Genomic DNA, 21625 nt, shown 5'->3' on the forward strand with positions numbered 1-21625 from the left:
GCGTAAAATCCTAGCGGATCATGCCGCCCAGCGGCTCGATGTCGGCGGGCTCATGCTGGATGATGACCTTGGCGCCGAGGCGTTCGGCGCGCGCTTCGAAGGCCTCCATTGAGGCGAGGGTTTCGGGCTCGTCATAATTGAAGCGCGGCACACGTTTCAGTTCCCGGCTTTCAGCGCGGTGGTAGAGATCACCCGTCAACAGGACAGGGCCGGTTTCCGGCATCATCAACTGCAGGGACGAATGTCCAGGCGTGTGGCCCGGCGTCTGGAAGATCACTACAGAGCCATCGCCGAACACGTCATGCTCGTCTTCGATCACCTGCTGCTCCATCGGGCTGAACATCGCGAACGTGGGCGCAAGGTCTGCCGAAACGGGCGCAGAGCCGTCCGGCGGGAACATCGCGTCCTTTTCCTTCTGGTTCACCAGCCAGGTCGAGCCCTGCACCTGGTCGATCTGCCCGATATGGTCGAAATGGCTGTGCGAGACGGCAACATAGTCGATTTCCGACGGCACGATGCCATATTCAGCCAGCTGGTCCGTGACCGACTTTTCCATCGAGACGGTGAACACGCCTTGCGTGTTCTCACCATTGCCGACCAGCATGCCCGGCAGACCGATATCCCAGAGCAACAGGCCCTTGGGGTGATGAACAAGGAAGCAGCTGTCCGTGAACGTGTCGGCCACGCCCGCATAATCCCCGGCCGAGGAGAAAATATCGAGATCGGAAATCCTGATCGTCCCGCAATCAAGCACGGCGACGTGCAGCGGCTTTTCGGCCTCTGCGGCTTCCGTTTCGGTCACGGCCGCAGGTGCGGCGTCAGGCGCTGGCGCTTCGGCCGCCGGCGTGCAGGCCGACAGAAGTGCTGCCACCGAAGCCGCAATCATCAGATGTGTCAGGCGCATGGTCTTCCCCTTGGATCTTGTTCTTCAGGGTGAACCTAGTCTGAATCCCCGTCCAGCGATAGCGCCTGTCCTTCGGGCCCGATCACGCGGTAGAAACAGCTGTCCCGGCCCGTATGGCAGGCTCCGCCGGTCTGGTTCACCCGCAGCAGCACGGCATCCTGGTCGCAGTCCACGCGCACTTCGACAACAGCCTGCGTATGGCCGGACGTTTCACCCTTGACCCACAATTCGCCGCGCGAGCGCGACCAGTAGGTCGCCCGGCCCGTCGCCAGCGTCGCGCCGAGCGCCTCGGCATTCATCCAGGCCAGCATCAGCACCTCGCCGCTCGCCGCGTCCTGCGCGATGGCGGCAATCAGTCCGTCAGCATTGAATTTCGGGCGCAGTTCCAGCGTTTCGTCCTGGGCCGCGCCCGTCAGGGGAGGAGAATAGTCGGTCATGGCCCCCTCCATAATGCACGGCCGCCGGGCGCGCCAGCGGAACCGCAATGCCAATGGTGCGCCTGATCCGGCTGACATTTCGCGCGAAACGGGTCTAGACTGCCAGAAACAATATGGAGGAGGCGCCGCATGGCTGCATATACGCAAATTCTGGAGACGCAGCAGGACGGGGTTTTGACCCTGACCCTGAACCGGCCCGAGCGCCTGAATGCCTGGACCCCGGTCATGCAGGCGGAACTGGAAACAGCCATCCGCGCCGCAGGCGGGAATCCGGACGTGCGATGCATCATCATTACGGGCGCGGGCCGGGGCTTCTGTGCCGGGGCCGACATGAACCACCTTCAGGACATCCAGGATGACACGAGCGGCGCTGCCCAGTCCGCGACAGCGCGTGTCGAACGGCCCGCGCCCACCGGACTGGAGAAGACCTACGATGGCCGGTTTGGCTATCTCTATGCCTGCCCAAAACCCATCATCGCCGCGATCAATGGCCCGTGCGCCGGCATTGGCCTTGTTTTTTCGCTGTTTACAGACCTGCGGTTCACCACCGATGACGCAAAGTTCACTACCGCCTTCGCCCAGCGCGGCCTGATCGCCGAACATGGCATTGGCTGGCTGCTGCCCCGGCTCGTGGGCGAGGCGAACGCGCTGGACCTCCTGTTCACGGCCCGTGTGTTCAAGGGCGACGAAGCCGCAAGCCTCGGCCTCGTCAACAAGTCGCTGCCTGCGGCTGAGCTGATGCCGCACGTGCAGGAACTGGCGGCCTTCCTCGCAACGCAGGTCTCGCCGCGCTCAGTCGCCGTCATGAAACGGCAGGTCCGGGCGGCCTATTTCCAGTCCTATACTGAAAGCCTTGCCGAAGCGGATGCTGAAATGGCCGCGAGCTTCACGACATTCGATTTCAAGGAAGGCGTTGCCAGTTTCGTCGAGCGCCGCGCACCCGCCTTCCAGGGCAAGTAGACAGGACAGGCAGAACCGATGACACGCCGTATTGATATCGTTGAGGTCGGCCCGCGCGACGGACTGCAGAACGATCCCGCCAACCTGACGGTCGACCAGAAGCTGGAATTCATCTGCCGCCTGGAGGATGCCGGCGTGCGGCGGATGGAATCCGGCAGCTTCGTCAACCCGAAGGCCGTGCCGAAAATGGCTGATTCCGCTGCCGTGTTTGCGGGGCTCGACCGGTCGCGGCCGACGCGGCATATCGCGCTGGCCCTCAACGAAAAGGGCGTGCGCCGGGCGATTGATGCCGGCGCGGACGAGATCAATTTCGTGCTCGTTGCAGGCGAGGGTTTCGGCAGGCGCAATCAGGGCATGAGCCCGCAGGACAGCGCCGACATGCTGGCGCAATGCGCGCCGCTCGTCCTGGAAGCGGGCATCGCGCTATCGGCAACCATCTCCGTCGCTTTCGGCGATCCCTATGACGGGGACGTCGATATCGCCGTCGTCGGCAACCTGGCCGCGCAGGCCCAGCGGGCGGGCGTCAATGAACTTGCCCTTGGCGACACGATCGGTGTGGCAACGCCATGGGACGTGCGCGCGCGCATTGAACGGGTCCGCATGGAAGCGCCCGATGTGTTCCTGCGCATGCATTTCCACGATACGCGCGGGGCGGCGCTCGCCAATGTCGCAGCCGCCATTGATGCGGGCGTCGACGTGATCGACGCGAGCTGCGGCGGCATTGGCGGCTGTCCATTCGCCCCGGCCGCAACCGGAAACGTGGCGACGGAAGACGTCGTCTATATGCTGGAACGGGCCGGATTCGACACCGGGCTGGACCTCGGCAAGCTGATTGAGACGGCCCACTGGCTGGAGAAAGTCCTCCAGCATCCCGTGTCATCATCGCTCAGCCGGGCGGGCGGATTCCCTCCCGCGAAAGTGCCCGCTTAGGCCCCGCCGAGGCGGGCGGCTTCCTCATCCGACAGTTCGGAATTGTCATAGACGTTCTGAACATCGTCGAGTTCGTCGAGCACATCGAGCAGTTTCATCAGCGTGTCGGCGGCATCACCTGTCACAGGAATCGTGTTCTGCGGCTTCCAGATCAGCTTGGTCGATTTGGCTTCCACATCGGCGCCGAAATGCGCGGCCAGGGCATCGGCCACCGATTGCAGGTCTTCGCGCGCGGTATAGATCCAGTGGCTTTCTTCATCGGATTCCACGTCCTGGGCGCCTGCGAGAATGGCCGCCTCCATGACTTCGTCTTCCGTGCCGACGCTGGCCGGATACTCGATTTCACCAACCTGGTCGAAGCTGAAGGACACTGATCCGGTCTCACCGAGATTGCCGCCATTCTTCGAGAAAGCCGTGCGCACATCAGTCGCCGTGCGGTTCTTGTTGTCGGTCGAGGCTTCGACAATGATACCGACGCCGCCGGGGCCGAAGCCTTCATAGCGGATGTCGACATAGTCTTCGCCGCTGCCGCCCTGGCCCTTGTCGATGGCGCGCTGGATATTGTCCTTCGGCACAGACTGACCCTTGGCGTTCTGGATGGCGAGACGCAGGCGCGGGTTCCCGTCCGGGTCAGGTCCGCCCATCTTGGACGCGATGGTGATCTCTTTTGACAGGCGCGCGAACAGAACGGCGCGCTTCTTGTCCTGCGCACCTTTGCGGTGCTGGATATTTGCCCATTTACTATGGCCGGCCATGAAAACCTCTTTGGGGTCGGAAACGTGAAGCGTGGCCTTTAGCGCAGGATCGCCGGACTTCCAAGCGCCCCGGCGGCAGGCCTTGCCGAACATGGGTTAATCCTTGAAATTGGAAAAAACACCTGGGAGGAGACGACAATGCGCGCCTGCGCGATTTCACTGACCGCTATTTTCCTGTCCGCCTGCGCCGGCCAGGCGCCTGTTTCAGACACTGTGGTCCCGGCCGCAATCGTGCCGCCTCCGCCTGCCGCCGGCGTGGCGACCGACGCCACCCGCGCCGCGAACGCCGCACTGGCCACCCGACTGCCACTGGACGAGCAGAGCGACGTGGAAGACGCGGGCCGGGGCCGGATCGGCTTTATCGATGCGCCTGCCATTCTCAACGCGGATGGCGGCGTGGTCTGGTCGATCCCGCAATTCGATTTCCTGAAGGGCGAGGCGCCTGATACGGTGAACCCCTCGCTCTGGCGCCAGTCACGGCTTGCCGCCGAGCATGGCCTGTTTGAGGTCGGCCCCGGCATCTGGCAGGTGCGCGGCTATGACCTCTCCGTGATGAGCGTGATCGAGGGCAAGACCGGCTGGATCATTGTCGACCCGCTGACCAGCGTCGAAACGGCAAGCGCGGCCCTGAAACTGGTCAATGACACGCTGGGCGAACGCCCCGTCACGGGCCTGCTTTATACCCACAGCCATGCCGACCATTTCGGCGGCGCGCGCGGCGTGATCACCGAGGAAGACGCCGCGGCCCGCAAGGTGCCGATCCTCGCCCCCATCGGCTTCCTTGAGCATGCCGTCAGCGAGAACCTGATCGCTGGCAACCAGATGAGCCGCCGGTCGACCTTCATGTTCGGCAACACGATTGCGCGCAGCCCGGCCGCCCATGTCGGCTCCGGCCTCGGCCCCGGCCTGCCCCAGGGCACGATCAGCCTGATCGCGCCAACCGAGGAGATTGCCGGCCGCGGCACGCAGCGCGTCGTCGATGGCGTCACCATCGAGTTCATTGATGCCGCCGGCACGGAGGCGCCTGCCGAATTCATGTTCTACCTGCCCGAACGCCGTGCCCTCTGCACCGCAGAAGTCGTCACCGCGACCTTCCATAACCTGCTCACCCCGCGCGGCGCCAAGGTGCGCGACGCGCTCGGCTGGACACGGGCCATCGACCATGTGCTGGAGACCTATGGCGGCAAGTCCGATGTCGTCTTCGCCTCGCACCACTGGCCGACCTGGGGACAGGAGAATGTCGAGAGCCTGCTGACCCAGCAGCGCGACATCTACCGCTATGTCCACGACCAGACCCTGCGCAATGCCAATGCCGGCGCGACCATGTTCGAAGCGGCGGAGGCGGTTGAGGAACCGGCCTTCGAGCGCGAAGCCGATGCCTTCAATACGCGCGGCTATTACGGCACGCTCAATCACAATGCCAAGGCCGTCTACCAGTATTATTTCGGCTGGTGGGGCGGGGTTCCGGCTGATTATAACGCGCTGCCGCACGCCGTGACGGCGGCCCGCTATGTCGAGGCGATGGGCGGGGCTGACGCCACGCTGGCGCTCGGGGCCGAGGCGTTCGAGGCGGGCGACTTCCGCTGGGCGGCGGAAGTGTTCAACCATGCCGTCTTCGCCGACCCGGAGAATGAAGCGGCCCGCAACTGGCTCGCCGCCACCTATGAACAGCTCGGCTTCCAGGCCGAGAGCGGCGCCTGGCGCAGCTATTATCTCGTCGGCGCCAGCGAGCTGCGCAACGGCATCCCGAGCCTCGGAAACCCGCAGCTCGGCAACCCGGAATTCCTGCGCGCGGTGAGCTCGATCGACCTCATGGATTCCCTCGCCGCCCGGTTCAATCCGGCCAAGATGACGGGCGAACCCTTTGCGGTGAACCTCGTCTTTCCTGACCGCGACGAGACTGTGACGCTGCATGTGGGCAAGTCTGTCCTCGTGCCGCGCGAGGGGATCGGCGCCGAAGCCGCCGTCACGCTGACGCTGGACCGCTCCGTGTTTGACCTCGTCCTGCTGGGCCGGACCACGCTGCCGGAACAGCTGCAGTCCGGCGCAGCCAGTGTGAGTGGCAACCCGGCTATGCTCGCCGCCTTGTTCGGCACCCTCGACCGGCCTGACTTCTGGTTCCCGGTCGTGACGCCCTGACTGGCATAACAGCGCCTTTGGCCCTGATCATATGAAAAGCCGCGCGTCACGCGAGGGGAGGAGACACGGATGACGGACACGAAAACCCGCTGGGAGATCACCACCGGCCGGTCCCTGCTCGGCCTGTATTTTCTGGCGCCGGGGATCATGAAATTCCTGGCGCCCGACATGCATATCGCCCTGATGGAACATCACGGCGTTGCTTTTGCGTCGCCTCTCATGTGGTTCGCCGCACTGGTGAATATTGCTGGCGGACTGGCCCTGATCACTGGGCGCCACGTTCGGCGCGTGGCATTCGGCTTCGTGATCTACATTCTTCTTGTGAATGGGCTGTTGCATGATTTCTGGAATTTCGGCGGCACCGAAGGCGCCCATGAATTGCAGAACTTCATCAAGAATCTCGGCATCCTGGCCGGCCTGCTCGTACTGGCCGGCGCAAGCAGGTCGCGCGCCGTGTTCGCGGCGAACTGGTGGAAATCGGATCGCGCAGTTTAGACCGGCACCTGCTCGCTAAGCCGTCCACCCATGCGGATGGGTTCGATGCGCGTGGCGAGGCCGGTCTTGTCATCCGTTTCGACATAGGTGCCGCAGAGGGTGCCGTCGCCGAGGGCGGGCTGGTAGCGTTCGCCGGGCAGCTGGGTGATGAAACGGTTGAGCGAGTTCTGCTTCTGCATGCCGATGACGCTGTCATAGTCGCCGCACATGCCGGCATCGGTCTGGTAGGCCGTGCCGTTCTCGAGGATCATCGTGTCGGCGGTGGGCACATGGGTGTGGCTGCCGACGACGAGGCTGGCGCGGCCGTCGCAATGATGGCCCATGGCCATTTTCTCGCTGGTCGCTTCGCAATGCATGTCGACGATCAGGGCATCGGCGACGGCGCCGAGCGGCATGGAATCGAGCGCGGCATCCACGGCGGAGAACGGATCCGACAGGCTTTGCCGCATGAAGACGTTGCCCTGCACCTGGACCACGCCGACGCGGCGCCCGTCCGGCAGGGTATAGAGGTGGGCGCCCTTGCCCGGCGCATTGGCGGCAGGGGGATAGTTGAGGGGCCGCAGCAGGCGCGGTTCGCGCTGGATGAAGGTCAGCATCTCGCGCTGGTCCCAGGCATGGTCGCCAAGCGTCAGGCAATCGGCGCCCGCCCCGAAGAATTCGTTTGCGATGATTTCGGTCAGGCCGAAGCCGCCCGCCGAATTTTCGGCATTCACGACAACGAAATCGAGCCGCAGGCGGGCCTTCAGGCCCGGCAGGTATTCCAGGACGGCAGCCCTGCCTGGCTTGCCGACGACATCTCCGAAGAATGCGAGTTTCATGGATACCAGCCTATGCCCTGCCGGGCGCGCAAAGAAAAGCGCGCGTCTCCAGCTGGAAACGCGCGCCATTCAGGCCGGTGAGGCCGGGCCTACTCGTTCTTGGCGCTGAAACCGAGCGCCGTCTTGGTCAGGGCCGACGGATCCTCCATCTCGACAAAGTCGGCCACCCGCAGCGGCGTTGCCGGCGCCAGGGTGATCGTCAGCGTCTTCGGATCGGTCAGGAAGCTGGACAGGGCCGTCGCCGCTTCACCTGCCAGTTCCGGGTCAATACCCGCGCCAGCCGCCATCATGGGTGCCATGGCCATCATGCCGGCTGTCTGGCTGCGAAGCTCTTGCGGATCCTGGCCCGACTGCGCCGCATAGGCGTTGAAGGCGCGGTTCACAAAGCCATCATCATCGAGCGAGATCTGGAAATTGTGAACCAGCATCTTTTTCAGGGCGTCCTGCATCATCGTGCCGGAATCGGCCGGCGCATCATCAGCCACCGCTTTTGCCTGCGCAGCCGCGAAGGCGCTGGCGCCTTCATACTTGCCGGAAAAGTCGAGGCGGAAACCGTCGTCCAGCTTCCAGAAATTCTTGCCCTTGGGGATCGTGACCACGTCCTTTTCAGGATCATAGTCCTGTTCGGACTGGCCGCTCAGTTCCAGTTTTTCATAGCCCAGCAGCGCCAGCTGTGAGCCGAGCTTCTCGCCCAGTTCGCCTTCACCGGTGCCCAGGGTCATCTTGAACGGATCCGTCACCACTTTCACGGCACGGCCCTTTTTGTCGCGCGAAACCTTGGAATTGAGTTTCGGCATGTCGAACGCGGCGCCGGACACGTTGACCTTGAGGTTATCAAGCGCAACGGAATCATATCCCGGATTGGCCGGATCGTTCTGCAGCATGTCGAACAGGCCCGATGCAGACGCCTTGCTGGAATCCTCGCCCATTTCAGACAGCATAGCGAAATTGACACCGCGAATGTCCACGCCGCCAAGGCTCGCCTTCACGTTGGTGTCATCCGTTGGGTCCGTCATGTCGAAGCTGAGCCCCTTCAGGGCCATCTGCGCCATCGTCTCGTCCTTCAGGCCAAGCACGCTGACAGAGGAAATCAGGAACGCACCCTTCTCGCCCTCTGCTTCGTCGATCTGGAAGTTCACATCCTTCATCGACCAGAGGTCGAAGGCGAGCGCCTTGCCTTCGGGCATGTCCAGGGCTTCGCCCTTGCCGAACAGGCTGGCAATCCACGCGGCGGTTTCCGGCGATGGATTGACCAGTTCCATGGACTTGATCTTGCTCGTGCCCTGGCTCTCTTCAGGTTTCTTCGGAACGAAGCTGACATCCGACAGGACGACGCGCGAGAAATTCGGCTTGCCGTCGATCATGCCGAGGCCTTCGAATTCCATCGTGGCGGCTTTCAGGTCTGCGCCTTTCAGGTGCAACTCGCCATCGTCATCATCGAGGCTGACGCCTTCGACACTGTCATCTTCCGAGGCGAGCAGTGTGACGTCCTTGAAGACGGCCTTGGCGCCCTTCACATCGCTGGATTCAAAGCTGACCCGGCCCGCGCCTGACTGAGTCAATGAAAACGCACTCAGCACTTCATTGGCCGAAGCTGCGTCTCCTTTGCGAAGCTTGATGCCCGGCAATTTGCCCTGGGACTGTTCGGCCACACTCTGGCCCGCGCCATTCTCGTCCTTGTTTTTGTCACCGCATGCCGTAAGCAAAGCGAGGGCGGCAACGCCTGTCAGCAGATATTTCATCTTTGGTCCCTTTATTGAATAACTGCGAGCAGGTGTCCCCGACGCGTCTCATGAGAGTTTAATACATGGCATACAACAATGGCCAGACCATGACACTGAAGGCGCCGAATGGTTCGCGCGTTGTGGTACGATTTGAGGTAAATTCCAAGGCCAGGCGGCTGATTCTCCGGCTGGATGAGCGCCGCCGCGAGGCTGTGGCCGTTGCGCCGAGCAATCGCCAGATCAAGGATGCTGCAGCATTTGCTGCAGAACGCGTGGAATGGATCTCGACCCGGCTGCAGCACCTGCCTGAAATCGTGCGCTTCGAAGAAGCTGAAATCATCCGCTTCCGGGGCGAACCGTGCCAGTTGACAGCCAATGGCGACACGCGCCTGGCCAAGATGTGGCCCGGCGACCCGCTGCTGCTCAGCGCGCCGGGCGATCCTGAGACACTGCCCCTACGTGTCACCCGCTATCTGAAAAAGCAGGCCAAGGCCGATCTGACCCGCGCCGTTAACCGCCATGTCGAGACGCTGGGCGTTGAATATAAAGCCATTTCTGTAAAAGACACCCGGTCCCGCTGGGGCTCGTGCACGGTGGATGGCCAGCTGTCTTTCTCCTGGCGCCTGATCATGGCGCCCCCGAAAGTGCTGGATTATGTCGCGGCGCACGAGTGTGCCCACCTGCTGGAGATGAATCATTCGCCGAAATTCTGGGCGCATGTCTCACGGTGCGCCCCAGACTGGAAACGCCAGCGCGCCTGGTTGCGTACACACGGCGCAGGACTTCAATCGGCTGGGGAATAATCCGCGCGCTGAAGGTCAGCGCGGACGCGCCAGGCAGATATGTCCTTAAGCTGACAAAAAAATAATTGTCCGGATGACTGCCTTTTTCGGGCCGACGAAATTGCAGTCCTGTTTCCGCACTTTGGCTCGCGCGCTGATGCATGGTCTATATTTTGGACTAAAGTTCGCGCGATTCGCGGCCCCTCAGCCGGCCTGCGCGGAGGCAAGTTCCTTCTCGGACTCGGTCGGCCGCGCCGGACCGAAACTGATCAGGGTGACGCCCTCGCCGCCCTTCGGCTCGCGATTGGGGCCCAGGAAGGTCACCGTCCCGTCGGGCCGGACTTCCGCGATCAGGTCCGATTTCGGCCGGTCCTCGCGGAAATCGGCGAGATCGTATTCGTCCGTCAGCTTGGTCTTGCCGAAGGTCCAGCCGCGATAATGGTCACGGATCAGGCTGTCATAGCCGCGCCCGCGCCGGATCAGCGTGCGCCCGCGCGTGCCCATGCCGATGGCGCGCGGGTCTTCGTCTTCGGTGTCCTGCGCGGAGAGCTGGTAGACCTTGTGGCGGCCGAGTTCGGGGGCGAAATGCCCGGACACAAGCGCATTATAGGGTTCGTTCGCCGACAGGCCGACGACCTGGTCAAAGGCTGAATGGTCGAGCCGCACTTCGGCGTCTTCTGACAGGACTTCCCCGAAAAACGTATTCAGGCCCGCTTCCCGTGCCGGCCGCAGGCGCCGCCAGTTATTGTCAGCCAGAATGGGCTCGACCCCGACATCCCTGAGCACTTTTGCCAGATCGGTGCTCCACGGGTTCACGCCCACCAGCAGCACGCCCGGCTTTTCCTTGCGCGCAAGGCCGAGACGCCGCGCGAGCGGCCCGATGGTGAAGCCATGCATCACGACCGTGGCGAACACCATGGCAAAGGCGAGCGGTGTGATCTGTTCGGCGCCGGAGAAGTAGAACTTGCTGTCCCCGCGCCGGCCGAGGTCTTCCAAGAGGGTGGCAAACAGGCTGGAGACGGCGACCGCCACGATCCCGCGCGGCGCAATCCAGCCGAGCAGCAGGGCCTCGTTGCGCTTCAGCGTGCCGTAGGTGGAAATCCAGACCGACAGGGGCCGCACGATGAACATCATCGCGGCCAGGAAGGCCAACGTGCGCCAGGTCAGCGCGTCCTTGATGACATCGGGCTTGAGGTTTGCGGTCAGGATCACGAACACGCCGGAGACGAGCAAGACAGCGATATCCTCCTTGAACTTGCGCAATTCAGCCAGCCCGGCGAGCCGGGAATTGGCCAGCGTCATGCCATAGGCCGTCACGGCAACGAGCCCGATTTCCTTTTCGATCTGCTCAGCCAGCGCATAGCACAGGATGATCGAGGCAAAGATGATCGGCGCTTTCAGGTATTCCGGTGTCCAGCCTGCGCGGAAGGCCCGCACCATGGCCCAGCCAAAGGCAATGCCCAGCGCCACGCCGAGGCCCGCCGCCACGACGATCATCGCGCCCTTGCCGAGGATCGACTCGCCTGTTGCGGCCACGCGGATGATCTCGAACGAGGCAACGGCGAACAGGGCGCCGACGGGGTCGTTGACGATGCCTTCCCATTTCAGGAACTGGCCGGCCCTGCCGCCGAGCTTTGACTGGCGCAAAAGCGGCATGATGACGGTCGGCCCGGTCACCACCATGACGCCCGCAAACACGATCGAACTCGACCAGTCGAGCCCGGCGGCATAGCGCGCCGCCAGCGTCCCGAACAGCCAGGCCAGGGGCCCGCCGATGAATACCATGCGCCGCACGGCAGCGCCGGCATCGCGCAGGTTCTCGAATTTCAGGACAAGCCCGCCCTCGAACAGGATCACGGCCACAGCCAGCGACACGATCGGCCGCAAGAGGTCGTTTCCGCCGCCATTGAACACGGCTTCAGGGTCGAGCAGCGGCTCACCGAAAATCACCGCCCATAGCGGCCCGGCCGCAAGGCCAGCCAGCGCCATCAGCACGATGGCCGGCGCCTGAAGGCGCCAGGCGAGCCATTGTGCACCGATTCCGAGCGCCCCGATCAACGCACAGGCGAAGATCAGCTCGCTGGATCCGGCACCCGCAAGAGCAAAGTCCATATGGTTCATGCGCGCCCTGTCAGCTCACCAGCCCCGTTGTCCCCGGCCCGCACTACGCGGGCTGAGCGTTGATGTCATCGGCAAAGTCGAACCCGATGTCGCGCGTGCCGTAATCGCCGACCTCATAGCGCTCTATATTCTCCCGGAACCAGTTGAGCACATGTGAAAACACATGCGCGTGGAAAGGTTCCAGGCTCTGGTCCTTCAGCGGCAGGCTGAATTCGAATTCCGCGCCATCCTCGATCTCGATGATGAACACCTCGCCCACCTTGCGGCATTCCATGCTGACCCGCAGCCAGTCCTCACTCTTCGACACGCGCACGGCCAGGCCGAACGCAATCGGCACCAGGGGGCGAAACCCTCGCGGCGGAAGGGAAAACGCCTGGTCACCATGCGGCTTCGGTTCGAATGGCCCCGTCGGCGGCACGAGATGAACGCAAATGCCATCCGCCGCGCCGATATAGTCGCACAGGCCCGCGCGCATCGCCTCGGCGAGGGAGCGGATCCGGTCATAATTCTCGGCGGCAAGCGCCTGGTATGTTTCAACCGTGGCGATCAGTTCATCGAAACGCGACAATGGGCATGGCCTCCGGGCATGGGCAGGTCAGATATGGATGAAAGACTAGGCCGATAAGGCCCGGCCTTCAAACTTTATGGTTGCTGCCATCGGGCAGTGATCGGACGCTTTCGGATCCAGCCAGCCGATTCCGGGGAATCGCGGGCCGGTGTAGCGGGCGGCATGATAGGGCGATCCAGCCCGGATGATTCTGGTATCCGGTGCCGGATTCTGCGCCGCAAGCCGCGGAGACAGCATGATATGGTCAAGGGCACCGTACGTGTCATCCTCCGGATAGTGGTGCGTCCAGCGGTCTAATGCATCCGGAATCGCGTGAGGGGCGAGATCCACGGCGAATCCATCGTCCAACAGCGGCCCAAGGCCACTATGGCCAACCGGATGGCCATCGACTTCCCGATAGTCATTGAAGTCTCCCAGCACGACCCAGTCTTCCTCGGCAGGCCGCTCGAAACGCAGCCGCACCAGCTGGCGCACGGCGGCCGCCTCTGCCAGGCGGACTTGGCGCGTTTTCCTGCGTCCCCCGTGCATGGACTTGAAATGGCAGATGAACAGGGTCAGGGCCCGACCGTCCTTCGCCACGTCCACTTCAAGGCAATCGCGCCGGAAGGCGTAGTCATTGATGGTCTGGCCCGGCGGTGGCGTCACGCCGAGGGCGCCAAAGGTGCGCCGCGCATGGCTGCGCTGGTAAACCACAGGCAATCGTGACAGCAGGGCGACGTCAATGCCGCGGGAATCATTGCCCTCATGCAGCACGCGCGCGCCAAATGGCTGCCCGGCCCAGCGGGCAATATAGCGCGTATCGAACGCCGTCAGCGTGACGAGGTTCTCGACCTCCTGCAGCGCGCAGACATCCGCCCCGGTGGCAGCCAGCGCCTGCGCCGTCAGCGTCCTGTCATCCTCTGACAGCACATCGAAGACGGAATCGACGTGCTCGGCGACGAGCGCATTGTCGACATCGGTCAGGCGCTGTCGCGCATTCGCGATGCCCGCCCTGCGAAAATCGCAGCGCATCATCAGGTTTTCACAATTAAAGGTCGCAAGGCGCAGTTCAGGCATGGCGCGGACACTCGCCCGCGCCTGCCGGTCGCGTCAATGAAAACGCGCCAGACGGCTGTCAGTCGGCCTTGGCAGGCGTGTGGTCGCCGGACAGGCGGTACCAGTAGAGCTGCAGGCCGCAATAGGCGAACACGATGCCGAGATTGGTCGATGCCAGCGTGCCATAGCCCTGGCCGCGTGCCGGCTCGACGATCAGTTCGATAAAGGTCGCAAATCCGAGCGCCGAAATGGCCGCCGTGCCGGAGCGGCGCAGGCCGATCGTCATTGCAATCCACACAGTCAGTGACGCGAACGCCACGAGGCGGAAGATGTGGTCTTCAATCCCGACAGCGCCGCCGGTACTGTAGGCCGTGGCCTTCAGCGCGACAAAGATCGCAATCAGGCCCGTCAGGCCAGTGGCGACCATTTTCAGGTTACCGGAGACCCAGTAATTGCGGACCGGGGGCGTTTGCGTGGCTTGATCAGTCATTACCCTCACCTCGTACTTGGAGATGAGACAGTGTCTCAGACACCGCTTTCACTAGCCTTAAGCAAACGCGTTGGATTTCAGGCGGCTGTTCGTGACTTGGAAACGAATCGCGAGGCGCTGAGCGCCCGGTCCAGGGCCGCCGGATCAGGCTGCAGGGCCAGCGGAATCGAGGTGCGGCCCATTTCGATGGCAATTCCGGGCTGCAGGCCTTCGGCATAAGGCCCCAGCACCGACCGGATCACGTCAAGGAAACGCGCATCCTCCTCCACGATCTGGCCGAACCGGGCCGCGACCGGGCCGACGAGGCCATAAGCGAGGAAAACGCCAAGAAATGTGCCGAGCAGCGCCGAGCCGATCATGGCGCCGAGAATGGCCGGTGACTGGTTGATCGAGCCCATCGTGCGGATGATGCCGAGGACGGCCGCCACGATTCCCAGAGCAGGCAGGGCATCGGCCAGCGTATGCAGCGCCGCGACTGCCTTCATCCGCTGGTCGAGATAAACGGCAATCGACTGGTCCATCTTGGCTTCGGCCCGTACCGGATCGGACAGGTCGAGCGCCATCAGGCGAAAGGCGTCGCACACCATGGCACGCGCCGCATCATCGGCGAGGATGCGCGGCGACGCCTTGAAGACCGCAGACCCGGCCGGGTCTTCGATATCGGCTTCGATCGCGATGAACCCGCCCTGGCGCGCCTTGCGCATCAAGGTTCCCAGCAGGACCAGCAGGTCCTGATAGTCCGCGCGGCCCCATCTGGCGCCGCGGAATGCGGTGGCAAACCCGCCAAGCGCTTCGCGCGCAACGACAAGTGAATTGCCGATCAGGACGGTGCCGACGGCGGCGCCGCCGATCAGCGCCAGCTCGAAGGGCAGGGCGTGCATGGCCGCGCGTCCTCCGGTCAGCACGAGGCCTCCGAAAACGAGAATGCATACGAGAACGAGGCCGACCAGCTGCGCCAAACCGAAACCTTTCAAGGTCATACCGGATCACCCTGCGCAGAAGGGTCTTAACCCTGCGTTTCTTTTCCTGTGGGTGCGCGGATCGCGCCCTGCCATGCCCGGTTGCTCATGCGTGGGCATGCACGTACGCTTTTCCCGACTGGCCATCAGGGGTGGCGCAACGGAGACGATCACACGCATGCGCAGCCTTCTGTCCGCTCTCGCCCTCGCCTCCCTTGCCGCCCCGTGCCTGGCGCAGGTTTCCACCGCCAGTGACGGCTACCGTGTCTGCGCCCCCGAACAGACGGCGCAAGGGCGCGCCATCGTCCGTCAGGCCTGCGGCGATCTCGTTCCCCCTGAGGCGCCCGCGCCATATTTCACATCGCTCGACGCGCTGGAATCCGCCCGCGCCGTCCGCGAGGCCTATGTGGCGCGCATCACCGCTTATACCGCCTGCGTATCGGACTTCATCGAGACCCATCATCAACCCGGCGCGCCTGCCACCAGCCTGGCACCGGACCAGGCGGCCTGCGCGCATTCATGGGCCGAGGACGAGGCCACGCAGGCGGTGCGTGAATTTGGCCGCGCCTGTATCGACTTTTCCAATCGTACGGTGATGGATTCCCGCCTCACGCCCTGGTCCGGCGAATGCTATCCTGCCATGCCCGGAAACAGCGGCTAAGCCGCCCGCTGGACTTTTTGCTGGGGCCAGCCGAATAGTCGGCGCATGAGCCAGCCAGCTGATTCCCTGCAGGAAACACCGCAGCCCGACCGTCGCGGCGCTTTCTTTCTGCTGTTCTTTGCGCTGATGGCCATTGGCGCAGGCAACACGATGCTGATCGCCGCCGTACTGCCGCCCCTGACGCGCGAGCTCAACCTGCCGGACTGGATGGCCGGGTCGATCTTTGCCCTGTCGGCCTTCTGGTGGTCAGTCACCTCGCCCTTCTGGGGCAAGCGGTCCAATCGCTGGGGGCGCCGCCCCGTCGCGGCCATGGGACTTGCGGGATACGGCCTCTCGATGACGCTGCTGCTGATCTTCGGCTGGCTCAGCCTCAATCACATCATTACCGGCACGGTGCTCGTTTTCCTCTGCCTCGCCGTCTCGCGCTCCATGTTCGGCCTGCTCGGCTCTGGCGCAAACCCGGCGGCGCAGGCCTATGTCGCCGACCGGACAAGCCCGGCAGAACGCCAGTCACAGATCGCCTTCATCACATCCGGCTTCAGCGTCGGCACCGTGATCGGCCCGGCCGTCGCTGCCGCGCTGGTGGCCACGGCCGGCCTGCTCAGCCCGCTGGCGGTCACGGCCGTCATCGCCTTCAGCATGGCGGCCCTGATCTGGTTCCGCCTGCCCGAACAGCGCGAGCCGGTCACCGACGCCACCCAGTTCGACGACGAAACCGGGGCGCGCGGCCTCTGGCGGTCCGGCTCGGTCCTGCCCTTCCTCGTGTTTGCCGTGTGCCTGTCGCTGACCACCGGCATCCTGACACAGGTGTTTGTGTTCACGGTTATGGACCGGATGGGCGTGTCAGGCCGCGAGGCCGCCCAGTTCACCGGCCCCGCCTTTACCGTTGGCGCACTGGCCGTGCTGCTGGCCCAGCTCGTACTGATCCCGCGCCTCAACATGCGCAATAAGACGCTGATGATGGTCGGTTGCGTGCCGCTTTTCGTGGGCGCGATCATCCTCGTCTTCGCGCGCGACTATGCCAGCCTGATCCTCGCCCAGTTCTGCATCGGTCTCGGCCAGGGTCTCGCCCGTCCGGGTTTCTCCAGCGGGGCTTCCCTTGCCGTTTCGCCTCAGCTTCAGGGCAATGTCGCCGGACTGGTCATCTCGGCCAATGGCATGGGCTTCATCATCACGCCCTTCTTCGGCCTGTTCCTGTACGAATATGTCGACCCTCACCTGCCCTTCGTCATCTGCGCGGGCCTGCTGGTCTTCATGATCCTGTTCGCACGTTTCGGCCTGAAGGATGGCGTCGGCGAGTTTAACGACTGATCAGCTCGGGCCGTCCGTCGCCGAAGAGACCCCCACGCCGCCGTTACTCGCATTGACCAGCGCCAGCATCTCCCTGGTCGGATAGCCATCCGCCACCAGTCCGCGCGACTTCTGGAAGCCCTGCAGCGCCAGCTTGGTCTGGCGGCCCGGGATGCCGTCCACCGCCCCGGCGCTGAAGCCCCGCGCGTTCAGGCCCGCCTGCAGCGCCTTGATATCGGCGACCGACAGGGGCCGCAAATGCACCGGCCAGGGTGTTACAGGCCCCGTCTTCCCGGCAATCGCATCGCCCGCCATGCCGACGGCAAAGGCATAGGAATCGGCATTGTTATAGGCCTTGAATGATTTGAAATTGTTGAACAGCAGGTATTTCGGCCCTTCGGCGCCCGCCGGCAGCCAGAGCTGCGCAAAGTCGGCCCCGCCGGTCTCGAACGCACCGCCCGTGACCGGCACCAGTCCGGCCGCGCGCCATGTGTCCATGCGCCGCTCATTGCCATCTGCCAGGCTGAAATCGAAGCCGGCCGGAACCGCCACTTCAATGCCCCAGGGCTGGCCCATCGCATAACCGGATTTCTTCAGGTAATTCGCCGCTGAAGCCAGCGCGTCGCCTTCATTCTTCCAGACATCCTTGTGCCCGTCGCCATCGAAGTCCTCGGCATAGGCCAGATAGGTTGTCGGCATGAACTGGGTCTGGCCCATTGCGCCCGCCCAGCCTGCCAGCAGGTCTGACCGTTCGGCATCGCCGCGCTCGACCATCTTGATCACCGCGAGCAGTTCGCGTTCGGCAAACGTGCGCCGCCGGCCTTCGACCGCCATATTGGCGAGGACATTCCCGGCATCGAAATTGCCGATGACCGCGCCATAGCTGGTCTCCATGCCCCAGATCGCCACCAGCACCTGCCGATCAACGCCATAGCGGGCCTCGAGATCGGCAAACAGGGCGGGCTGGATTGCCAGACGGTCGCGCCCATTCGAGATGCGGCTCTCGCCCAGCGGTACTTTCAGGTAATCCCAGATCGGCTTGGAGAATTCAGCCTGGTCGCTGATGCCGGTACTTGCCACTTGCATGTCGGACCCGAGCCAGAGCGGGATCGGCTCGATCCCTGACAGGAGCGACTCGACAATCGCGCGGTCATGCCCCGCCTCGAGCGCACGGCTGGAAAAATCGATCCGCCAGGCATCCATCGCGGCATGGCCGGACGAGGCGTACTTGATCGCCCCTGTCTGAGGCGCTGTCACCGGGGGATTGCCCGTGACAGGCGGCGATCCGGGCTGGGGACCGGCTGCGCAGGAGGCCAGCAGGGCAGACATGGCCGCTGCTGCAACCCATTGCGTTCTGGCAATGCCAGTCTGTATCATTGTGTGTCTCCGCTGGATTGTCGCTGCATGACAGCGCGCGTCCTTGACTCTGCTACCCGGATTCATTACTCGCACCGCTTTCCAATTCCTTATGATCGTCAGGCCAGGCCCATGAAAGTCCGCTCGTCACTCAAGTCCCTCAAGGCACGTCATCGTGATTGCAAGATCGTGCGCCGCAAGGGCCGCGTCTACGTGATCAACAAGACCAACCCGCGCTTTAAAGCGAAACAGGCCTGAGCCGAAGATGAACAGGCAATGAGGCGGTAAAATGACCGTTTCGATTGCCCTGTTCGATCTCGGCCGCGTCGTGCTCGATTGGGAGCCTGCGCGCCTCTACGACAAAATTTTCGATGATGCGGCCGCCCGGGATCATTTCCTCGGCACGGTCTGCACGATGGCATGGCATACGCGCCATGACGCCGGTGCCAGCTTTGCCGAGAATGCCGGCGCGCTGATTGCCGAATATCCTGAATTCGAAGCCGAAATCCGCGCCTGGGGCACGCGCTGGATGGAAATGTTCAACGGCTATATCCCCGGCACGCCTGACCTGATCGAACGCCTGCATGCGGGCGGCGTCCCGCTCTACGCCCTGTCGAACATGCCGTCAGACCCCTGGCCCGCCATGCTCGCCCATTTCGAAACCCTCCAGCGCTTCCGGCATGTCGTCGTTTCGGGCGATATCAGGATGGTGAAGCCGGATCCGGCGATTTTCCGGCACACGCTTGAGGCCATCGGCAACCCGGACCCGGCGACGGTCCTGTTCATCGATGACAGCGCGGCCAATATCGCGGCCGCCGACGCGCTGGGCTTCCGGACGCATCACTTCACCGGCGCGCCCGGCCTTGAGGCCGCGCTGGCGGCACATCATCTCATCTGATGCAAACTTGATGTTGCCGCCGCGCCCATCCCGTACATATTGAGCCTCATGTTCAAAGCCCTTCTCCTTGCTGCCCTTCTGTTTGCCGGTCACGCTTCTGCCGGGCCGTCTGACGAAATGTTCGAAAAGCTGCTCAAGGCGCCGAGCGAGAGCGAGGCCAATGACGCGGCGCAGGACATCTGGGCCTCGTGGATGGAGTCCGGCTCGCCGACCGTCGACATGATCATGGAACGGGCGGTCGATGCCCAGACGATCGGAGACTATGAAACGGCGCGCGCCTTCTACGACCGGGCCATCATGCTCGAGCCCGATTATGCCGAAGCCTGGAACCGCCGCGCGACCCTGTTCCTGAATGACGAGAATTTCCCGGAAGCCCTGCGCGACCTCAACGAGGCCCTGCGGCTAGAACCCCGCCATTTCGGGGCATGGGCCGGGCTGGGCATCATGATGGAAACCATGGGCGCCGAGGCCGAAGCGCTCGACGCCTATCGCCAGGCGCTGGAAATCTATCCCTTCATGACGCAGGCACGGCAGGCCGAGAAACGCCTGTCCAGGGTGGCCGAGGGCCAGGGGCTTTGAAACGCATGATCAGTATCGCCTTGCTTGCCCTTTCGGTCGCGGGTGCCGGCGCGTGCGTCTCCAGCGCCGCCTACACATCCCGCGTCCAGCAGGCCAATCCCGTATCGACCGGCCGGATCGTCACCGTGAACGGCCATGGCGTGAACGTGCTGACCGCCGGAACTGCCGGACCTCCGGTCCTGATGATCCACGGGGCCAGCGCCAATGCGCGCGAATTCAGCTGGACGCTCGCGCCACGGCTCGAGAGCGAATTCCGCGTTCTCATGGCCGACAGGCCCGGCCACGGCTATTCGCAGCGCTTTGATGGCGCCAGCGCCCTCGGCGCGCAGGCCGCGCAGATGGCGGGCGTGCTCGACCAGCTGGCCCCAGGCGAAAAAGCCGTGATTGTCGGCCATTCCTTCGGCGGCGCAGTCGCCCTGCGTCTGGCGCTCGACAGGCCGGACCTCGTCGAGGGCCTGGTGCTCAGCGCGCCGGTCTCGCATGACTGGGGCGGCGGCGGGCAGGCCTGGTACAATGGCCTCGCAGCCGCGCCGCTTGTCGGACCGGTCTTCACCCAGCTTGTACCGACCGTCGGCCCGGCGCAGGTCAGGGCCGGCATCGACAGCGTATTCGATCCGGCGCCCGTGCCGGAAAACTATTTCGAGAATTCCGCCATCGGCCTGCTTTTCCGCCCGCCCAATTTCCGCGCCAATGCCCAGGATGTCCGCACGCTGGAAGGCGAGCTGGCGTCACAGTCAAAGCGCTATGGCGAACTGACGGTGCCGATTGTCGTGTTTTCGGGAAGCCGGGACACGGTGATCAGTCCGAAACTCCATGTCGGCGAATTGAAAAAGCAGGTGCCGGTTGAGCTGGTGATCCTGCCGGATGAAGGCCACATGCCGCACCATGCGCATGGCGGTGATGTCGCGAACGCCATTCGGCGTCTGGCCACGGGCGGTGAGTCTCGCTAAGAGGCTCGGCCTGCCCACCGACACATAGATTCAAGGATCACCTTCATGGACGACGCTGCCGCCACGCACCTGACCGAAACGACCAAGGAAAAGCTCCGCCAGACGGTCGCCAAGATCGAGCGTCTGGAAGAGGAAAAGAAGGAAGTGGCCGAGCAGATCAAGGAAATCTATGCTGAAGCCAAGGCTTTCGGTTTTGACGTCAAGGCCCTGCGCCAGGTCATTCGCCTGCGCAAGGTCGACAAGGCTGACCGCGAAGAGCAGGAAATGATGCTGGAGCTCTACCTCCTCGCGACCGGCGACGCCTGACCCGATTGGCCTTTCGGCCGGATTGCCCTAACATTCCCGTCATGTCCCGTGATGTCGACGAGCGCAAGAAACGTGCTGCCCTGCGCAAGCTGCGCAAGGCCGCCGAACTCGCCGAACAGGGGCTTGGCCCCGAACTCTCCGACTGGGAACGCCAGTTCCTCGAAGAGGTCGAGGCGCGGATCGAAACCTATGGCTCGGCCTTTGCCGATCCCGAAAAGGGCGCTGATGGCGAAGCCCTTTCCAGCCTCCAGCAGGTCAAGCTGAAAGAAATCGACAAGAAGGCCCGCGGCAAGGGCAAGTCAGGCTTCAAGTCCAAAGCGCGTCCGGCCTATACGCCGCGCGTGCGCAACATCGACACGGAAGATGACGCCCCGGCAGAGGCAGACGTGAGACCGCCACCCCCTTTGCGTCCCCCACCCCCGCGCCTGGTGGCCGCTGCCCCACCGCAGCCCCCCGCTCACCCCCCCG

Annotated in this window: 24 protein-coding genes; 13 read left to right on the plus strand and 11 right to left on the minus strand. The window is 63.7% G+C overall.

Annotated features, from left to right (window positions below):
• Positions 1-10 precede the first annotated feature (10 nt).
• Positions 11-904 carry an N-acyl homoserine lactonase family protein gene (locus VR74_RS18550; protein WP_299951288.1) on the minus strand — a complete coding sequence of 298 codons (894 nt, stop codon included), beginning with the start codon at positions 902-904 and terminating at the stop codon, positions 11-13.
• A gap of 35 nt (positions 905-939) precedes the next feature.
• The gene (gene hisI / locus VR74_RS18555) at positions 940-1341 is read right to left on the minus strand and encodes a phosphoribosyl-AMP cyclohydrolase (protein ID WP_299951290.1); all 402 of its coding nucleotides are present in this window, start codon (positions 1339-1341) and stop codon (positions 940-942) included.
• A gap of 129 nt (positions 1342-1470) precedes the next feature.
• Between hisI and VR74_RS18560 the strand changes: the two genes are divergently transcribed.
• A complete protein-coding gene (locus tag VR74_RS18560; RefSeq protein WP_045699347.1) occupies positions 1471-2301 on the plus strand; it encodes an enoyl-CoA hydratase in 831 nt (276 codons plus the stop codon).
• A gap of 18 nt (positions 2302-2319) precedes the next feature.
• Positions 2320-3231, plus strand: a complete 912-nt coding sequence (locus tag VR74_RS18565) for a hydroxymethylglutaryl-CoA lyase (protein WP_045699349.1) — start codon at positions 2320-2322, stop codon at positions 3229-3231.
• Here the strand turns inward: VR74_RS18565 and VR74_RS18570 are convergent.
• Positions 3228-3986 (minus strand): YebC/PmpR family DNA-binding transcriptional regulator, encoded by a 759-nt coding sequence (locus tag VR74_RS18570; protein ID WP_045699385.1) that lies wholly within the window; start codon positions 3984-3986, stop codon positions 3228-3230. The genes VR74_RS18565 and VR74_RS18570 overlap by 4 nt on opposite strands.
• A gap of 138 nt (positions 3987-4124) precedes the next feature.
• Here VR74_RS18570 and VR74_RS18575 point away from each other — a divergent pair, with 138 nt between their 5' ends.
• Both VR74_RS18575 and VR74_RS18580 read left to right on the plus strand, forming a co-directional pair.
• Positions 4125-6125: an alkyl sulfatase dimerization domain-containing protein gene (locus VR74_RS18575; RefSeq protein ID WP_299951294.1), complete on the plus strand. Its 2001-nt coding sequence runs from the start codon at positions 4125-4127 to the stop codon at positions 6123-6125.
• A gap of 69 nt (positions 6126-6194) precedes the next feature.
• The gene (locus tag VR74_RS18580) at positions 6195-6620 is read left to right on the plus strand and encodes a DoxX family protein (protein ID WP_045699351.1); all 426 of its coding nucleotides are present in this window, start codon (positions 6195-6197) and stop codon (positions 6618-6620) included.
• On the opposite strand, the gene VR74_RS18585 is transcribed toward VR74_RS18580, so the two are convergent.
• Together VR74_RS18585 and VR74_RS18590 are read right to left on the minus strand one after the other, a co-directional pair.
• Complete coding sequence (locus VR74_RS18585) at positions 6617-7438, minus strand: TIGR00282 family metallophosphoesterase (protein ID WP_045699353.1); 822 nt, start codon at positions 7436-7438, stop codon at positions 6617-6619. The genes VR74_RS18580 and VR74_RS18585 overlap by 4 nt on opposite strands.
• 89 nt (positions 7439-7527) lie before the next feature.
• Positions 7528-9180: a hypothetical protein gene (locus tag VR74_RS18590; protein ID WP_045699355.1), complete on the minus strand. Its 1653-nt coding sequence runs from the start codon at positions 9178-9180 to the stop codon at positions 7528-7530.
• A 65-nt stretch (positions 9181-9245) separates the two neighbouring features.
• Here VR74_RS18590 and VR74_RS18595 point away from each other — a divergent pair, with 65 nt between their 5' ends.
• Positions 9246-9965 carry a SprT family zinc-dependent metalloprotease gene (locus VR74_RS18595; protein WP_045699357.1) on the plus strand — a complete coding sequence of 240 codons (720 nt, stop codon included), beginning with the start codon at positions 9246-9248 and terminating at the stop codon, positions 9963-9965.
• A gap of 183 nt (positions 9966-10148) precedes the next feature.
• Here the strand turns inward: VR74_RS18595 and VR74_RS18600 are convergent, their stop codons facing one another.
• From VR74_RS18600 to VR74_RS18620, 5 genes are all read right to left on the minus strand, one after another.
• Positions 10149-12065 carry a sodium:proton antiporter gene (locus VR74_RS18600; RefSeq protein ID WP_299951297.1) on the minus strand — a complete coding sequence of 639 codons (1917 nt, stop codon included), beginning with the start codon at positions 12063-12065 and terminating at the stop codon, positions 10149-10151.
• A gap of 43 nt (positions 12066-12108) precedes the next feature.
• A complete protein-coding gene (locus tag VR74_RS18605) occupies positions 12109-12633 on the minus strand; it encodes a hypothetical protein (RefSeq protein WP_045699359.1) in 525 nt (174 codons plus the stop codon).
• A 45-nt stretch (positions 12634-12678) separates the two neighbouring features.
• Positions 12679-13689, minus strand: coding sequence for an endonuclease/exonuclease/phosphatase family protein (locus VR74_RS18610; protein ID WP_045699361.1), 1011 nt, complete (start codon positions 13687-13689; stop codon positions 12679-12681).
• A gap of 58 nt (positions 13690-13747) precedes the next feature.
• Positions 13748-14158 carry a hypothetical protein gene (locus VR74_RS18615; protein ID WP_045699363.1) on the minus strand — a complete coding sequence of 137 codons (411 nt, stop codon included), beginning with the start codon at positions 14156-14158 and terminating at the stop codon, positions 13748-13750.
• A 77-nt stretch (positions 14159-14235) separates the two neighbouring features.
• Positions 14236-15138, minus strand: coding sequence for a motility-associated protein (locus tag VR74_RS18620; protein ID WP_299951300.1), 903 nt, complete (start codon positions 15136-15138; stop codon positions 14236-14238).
• Positions 15139-15295: 157 nt separating this feature from the next.
• On the opposite strand from VR74_RS18620, the gene VR74_RS18625 reads away from it, so the two are divergent.
• Both VR74_RS18625 and VR74_RS18630 read left to right on the plus strand, forming a co-directional pair.
• Complete coding sequence (locus VR74_RS18625; protein ID WP_045699365.1) at positions 15296-15778, plus strand: hypothetical protein; 483 nt, start codon at positions 15296-15298, stop codon at positions 15776-15778.
• A 45-nt stretch (positions 15779-15823) separates the two neighbouring features.
• Complete coding sequence (locus tag VR74_RS18630) at positions 15824-17089, plus strand: MFS transporter (RefSeq protein ID WP_045699367.1); 1266 nt, start codon at positions 15824-15826, stop codon at positions 17087-17089.
• Here the strand turns inward: VR74_RS18630 and VR74_RS18635 are convergent, their stop codons facing one another.
• Entirely contained in the window at positions 17090-18445 is a 1356-nt protein-coding gene (locus VR74_RS18635) for a lytic murein transglycosylase (protein ID WP_045699369.1), read from the minus strand.
• A gap of 111 nt (positions 18446-18556) precedes the next feature.
• Between VR74_RS18635 and ykgO the strand changes: the two genes are divergently transcribed.
• The 6 genes from ykgO to VR74_RS21335 all read left to right on the plus strand — a co-directional run.
• Positions 18557-18682, plus strand: coding sequence for a type B 50S ribosomal protein L36 (gene ykgO, locus VR74_RS18640; protein WP_034736570.1), 126 nt, complete (start codon positions 18557-18559; stop codon positions 18680-18682).
• Between the two features lie 31 nt (positions 18683-18713).
• The gene (locus VR74_RS18645; protein WP_045699371.1) at positions 18714-19322 is read left to right on the plus strand and encodes an HAD-IA family hydrolase; all 609 of its coding nucleotides are present in this window, start codon (positions 18714-18716) and stop codon (positions 19320-19322) included.
• Positions 19323-19370: 48 nt separating this feature from the next.
• Positions 19371-19901 (plus strand): tetratricopeptide repeat protein, encoded by a 531-nt coding sequence (locus VR74_RS18650; RefSeq protein WP_045699373.1) that lies wholly within the window; start codon positions 19371-19373, stop codon positions 19899-19901.
• A gap of 5 nt (positions 19902-19906) precedes the next feature.
• On the plus strand, positions 19907-20851 hold the full coding sequence (locus VR74_RS18655) for an alpha/beta hydrolase (protein WP_045699374.1): 945 nt from the start codon (positions 19907-19909) through the stop codon (positions 20849-20851).
• Positions 20852-20896: 45 nt separating this feature from the next.
• Complete coding sequence (locus tag VR74_RS18660) at positions 20897-21157, plus strand: DUF2312 domain-containing protein (protein WP_035616944.1); 261 nt, start codon at positions 20897-20899, stop codon at positions 21155-21157.
• Positions 21158-21198: 41 nt separating this feature from the next.
• A partial coding sequence (locus VR74_RS21335; RefSeq protein ID WP_299951303.1) for a hypothetical protein occupies positions 21199-21625 on the plus strand: 427 nt, incomplete at its 3' end.

Origin of the sequence: Hyphomonas sp. BRH_c22, from assembly GCF_000961795.1 — a bacterium.
In the GTDB taxonomy this organism is placed as follows: Bacteria; Pseudomonadota; Alphaproteobacteria; order Caulobacterales; family Hyphomonadaceae; genus Hyphomonas.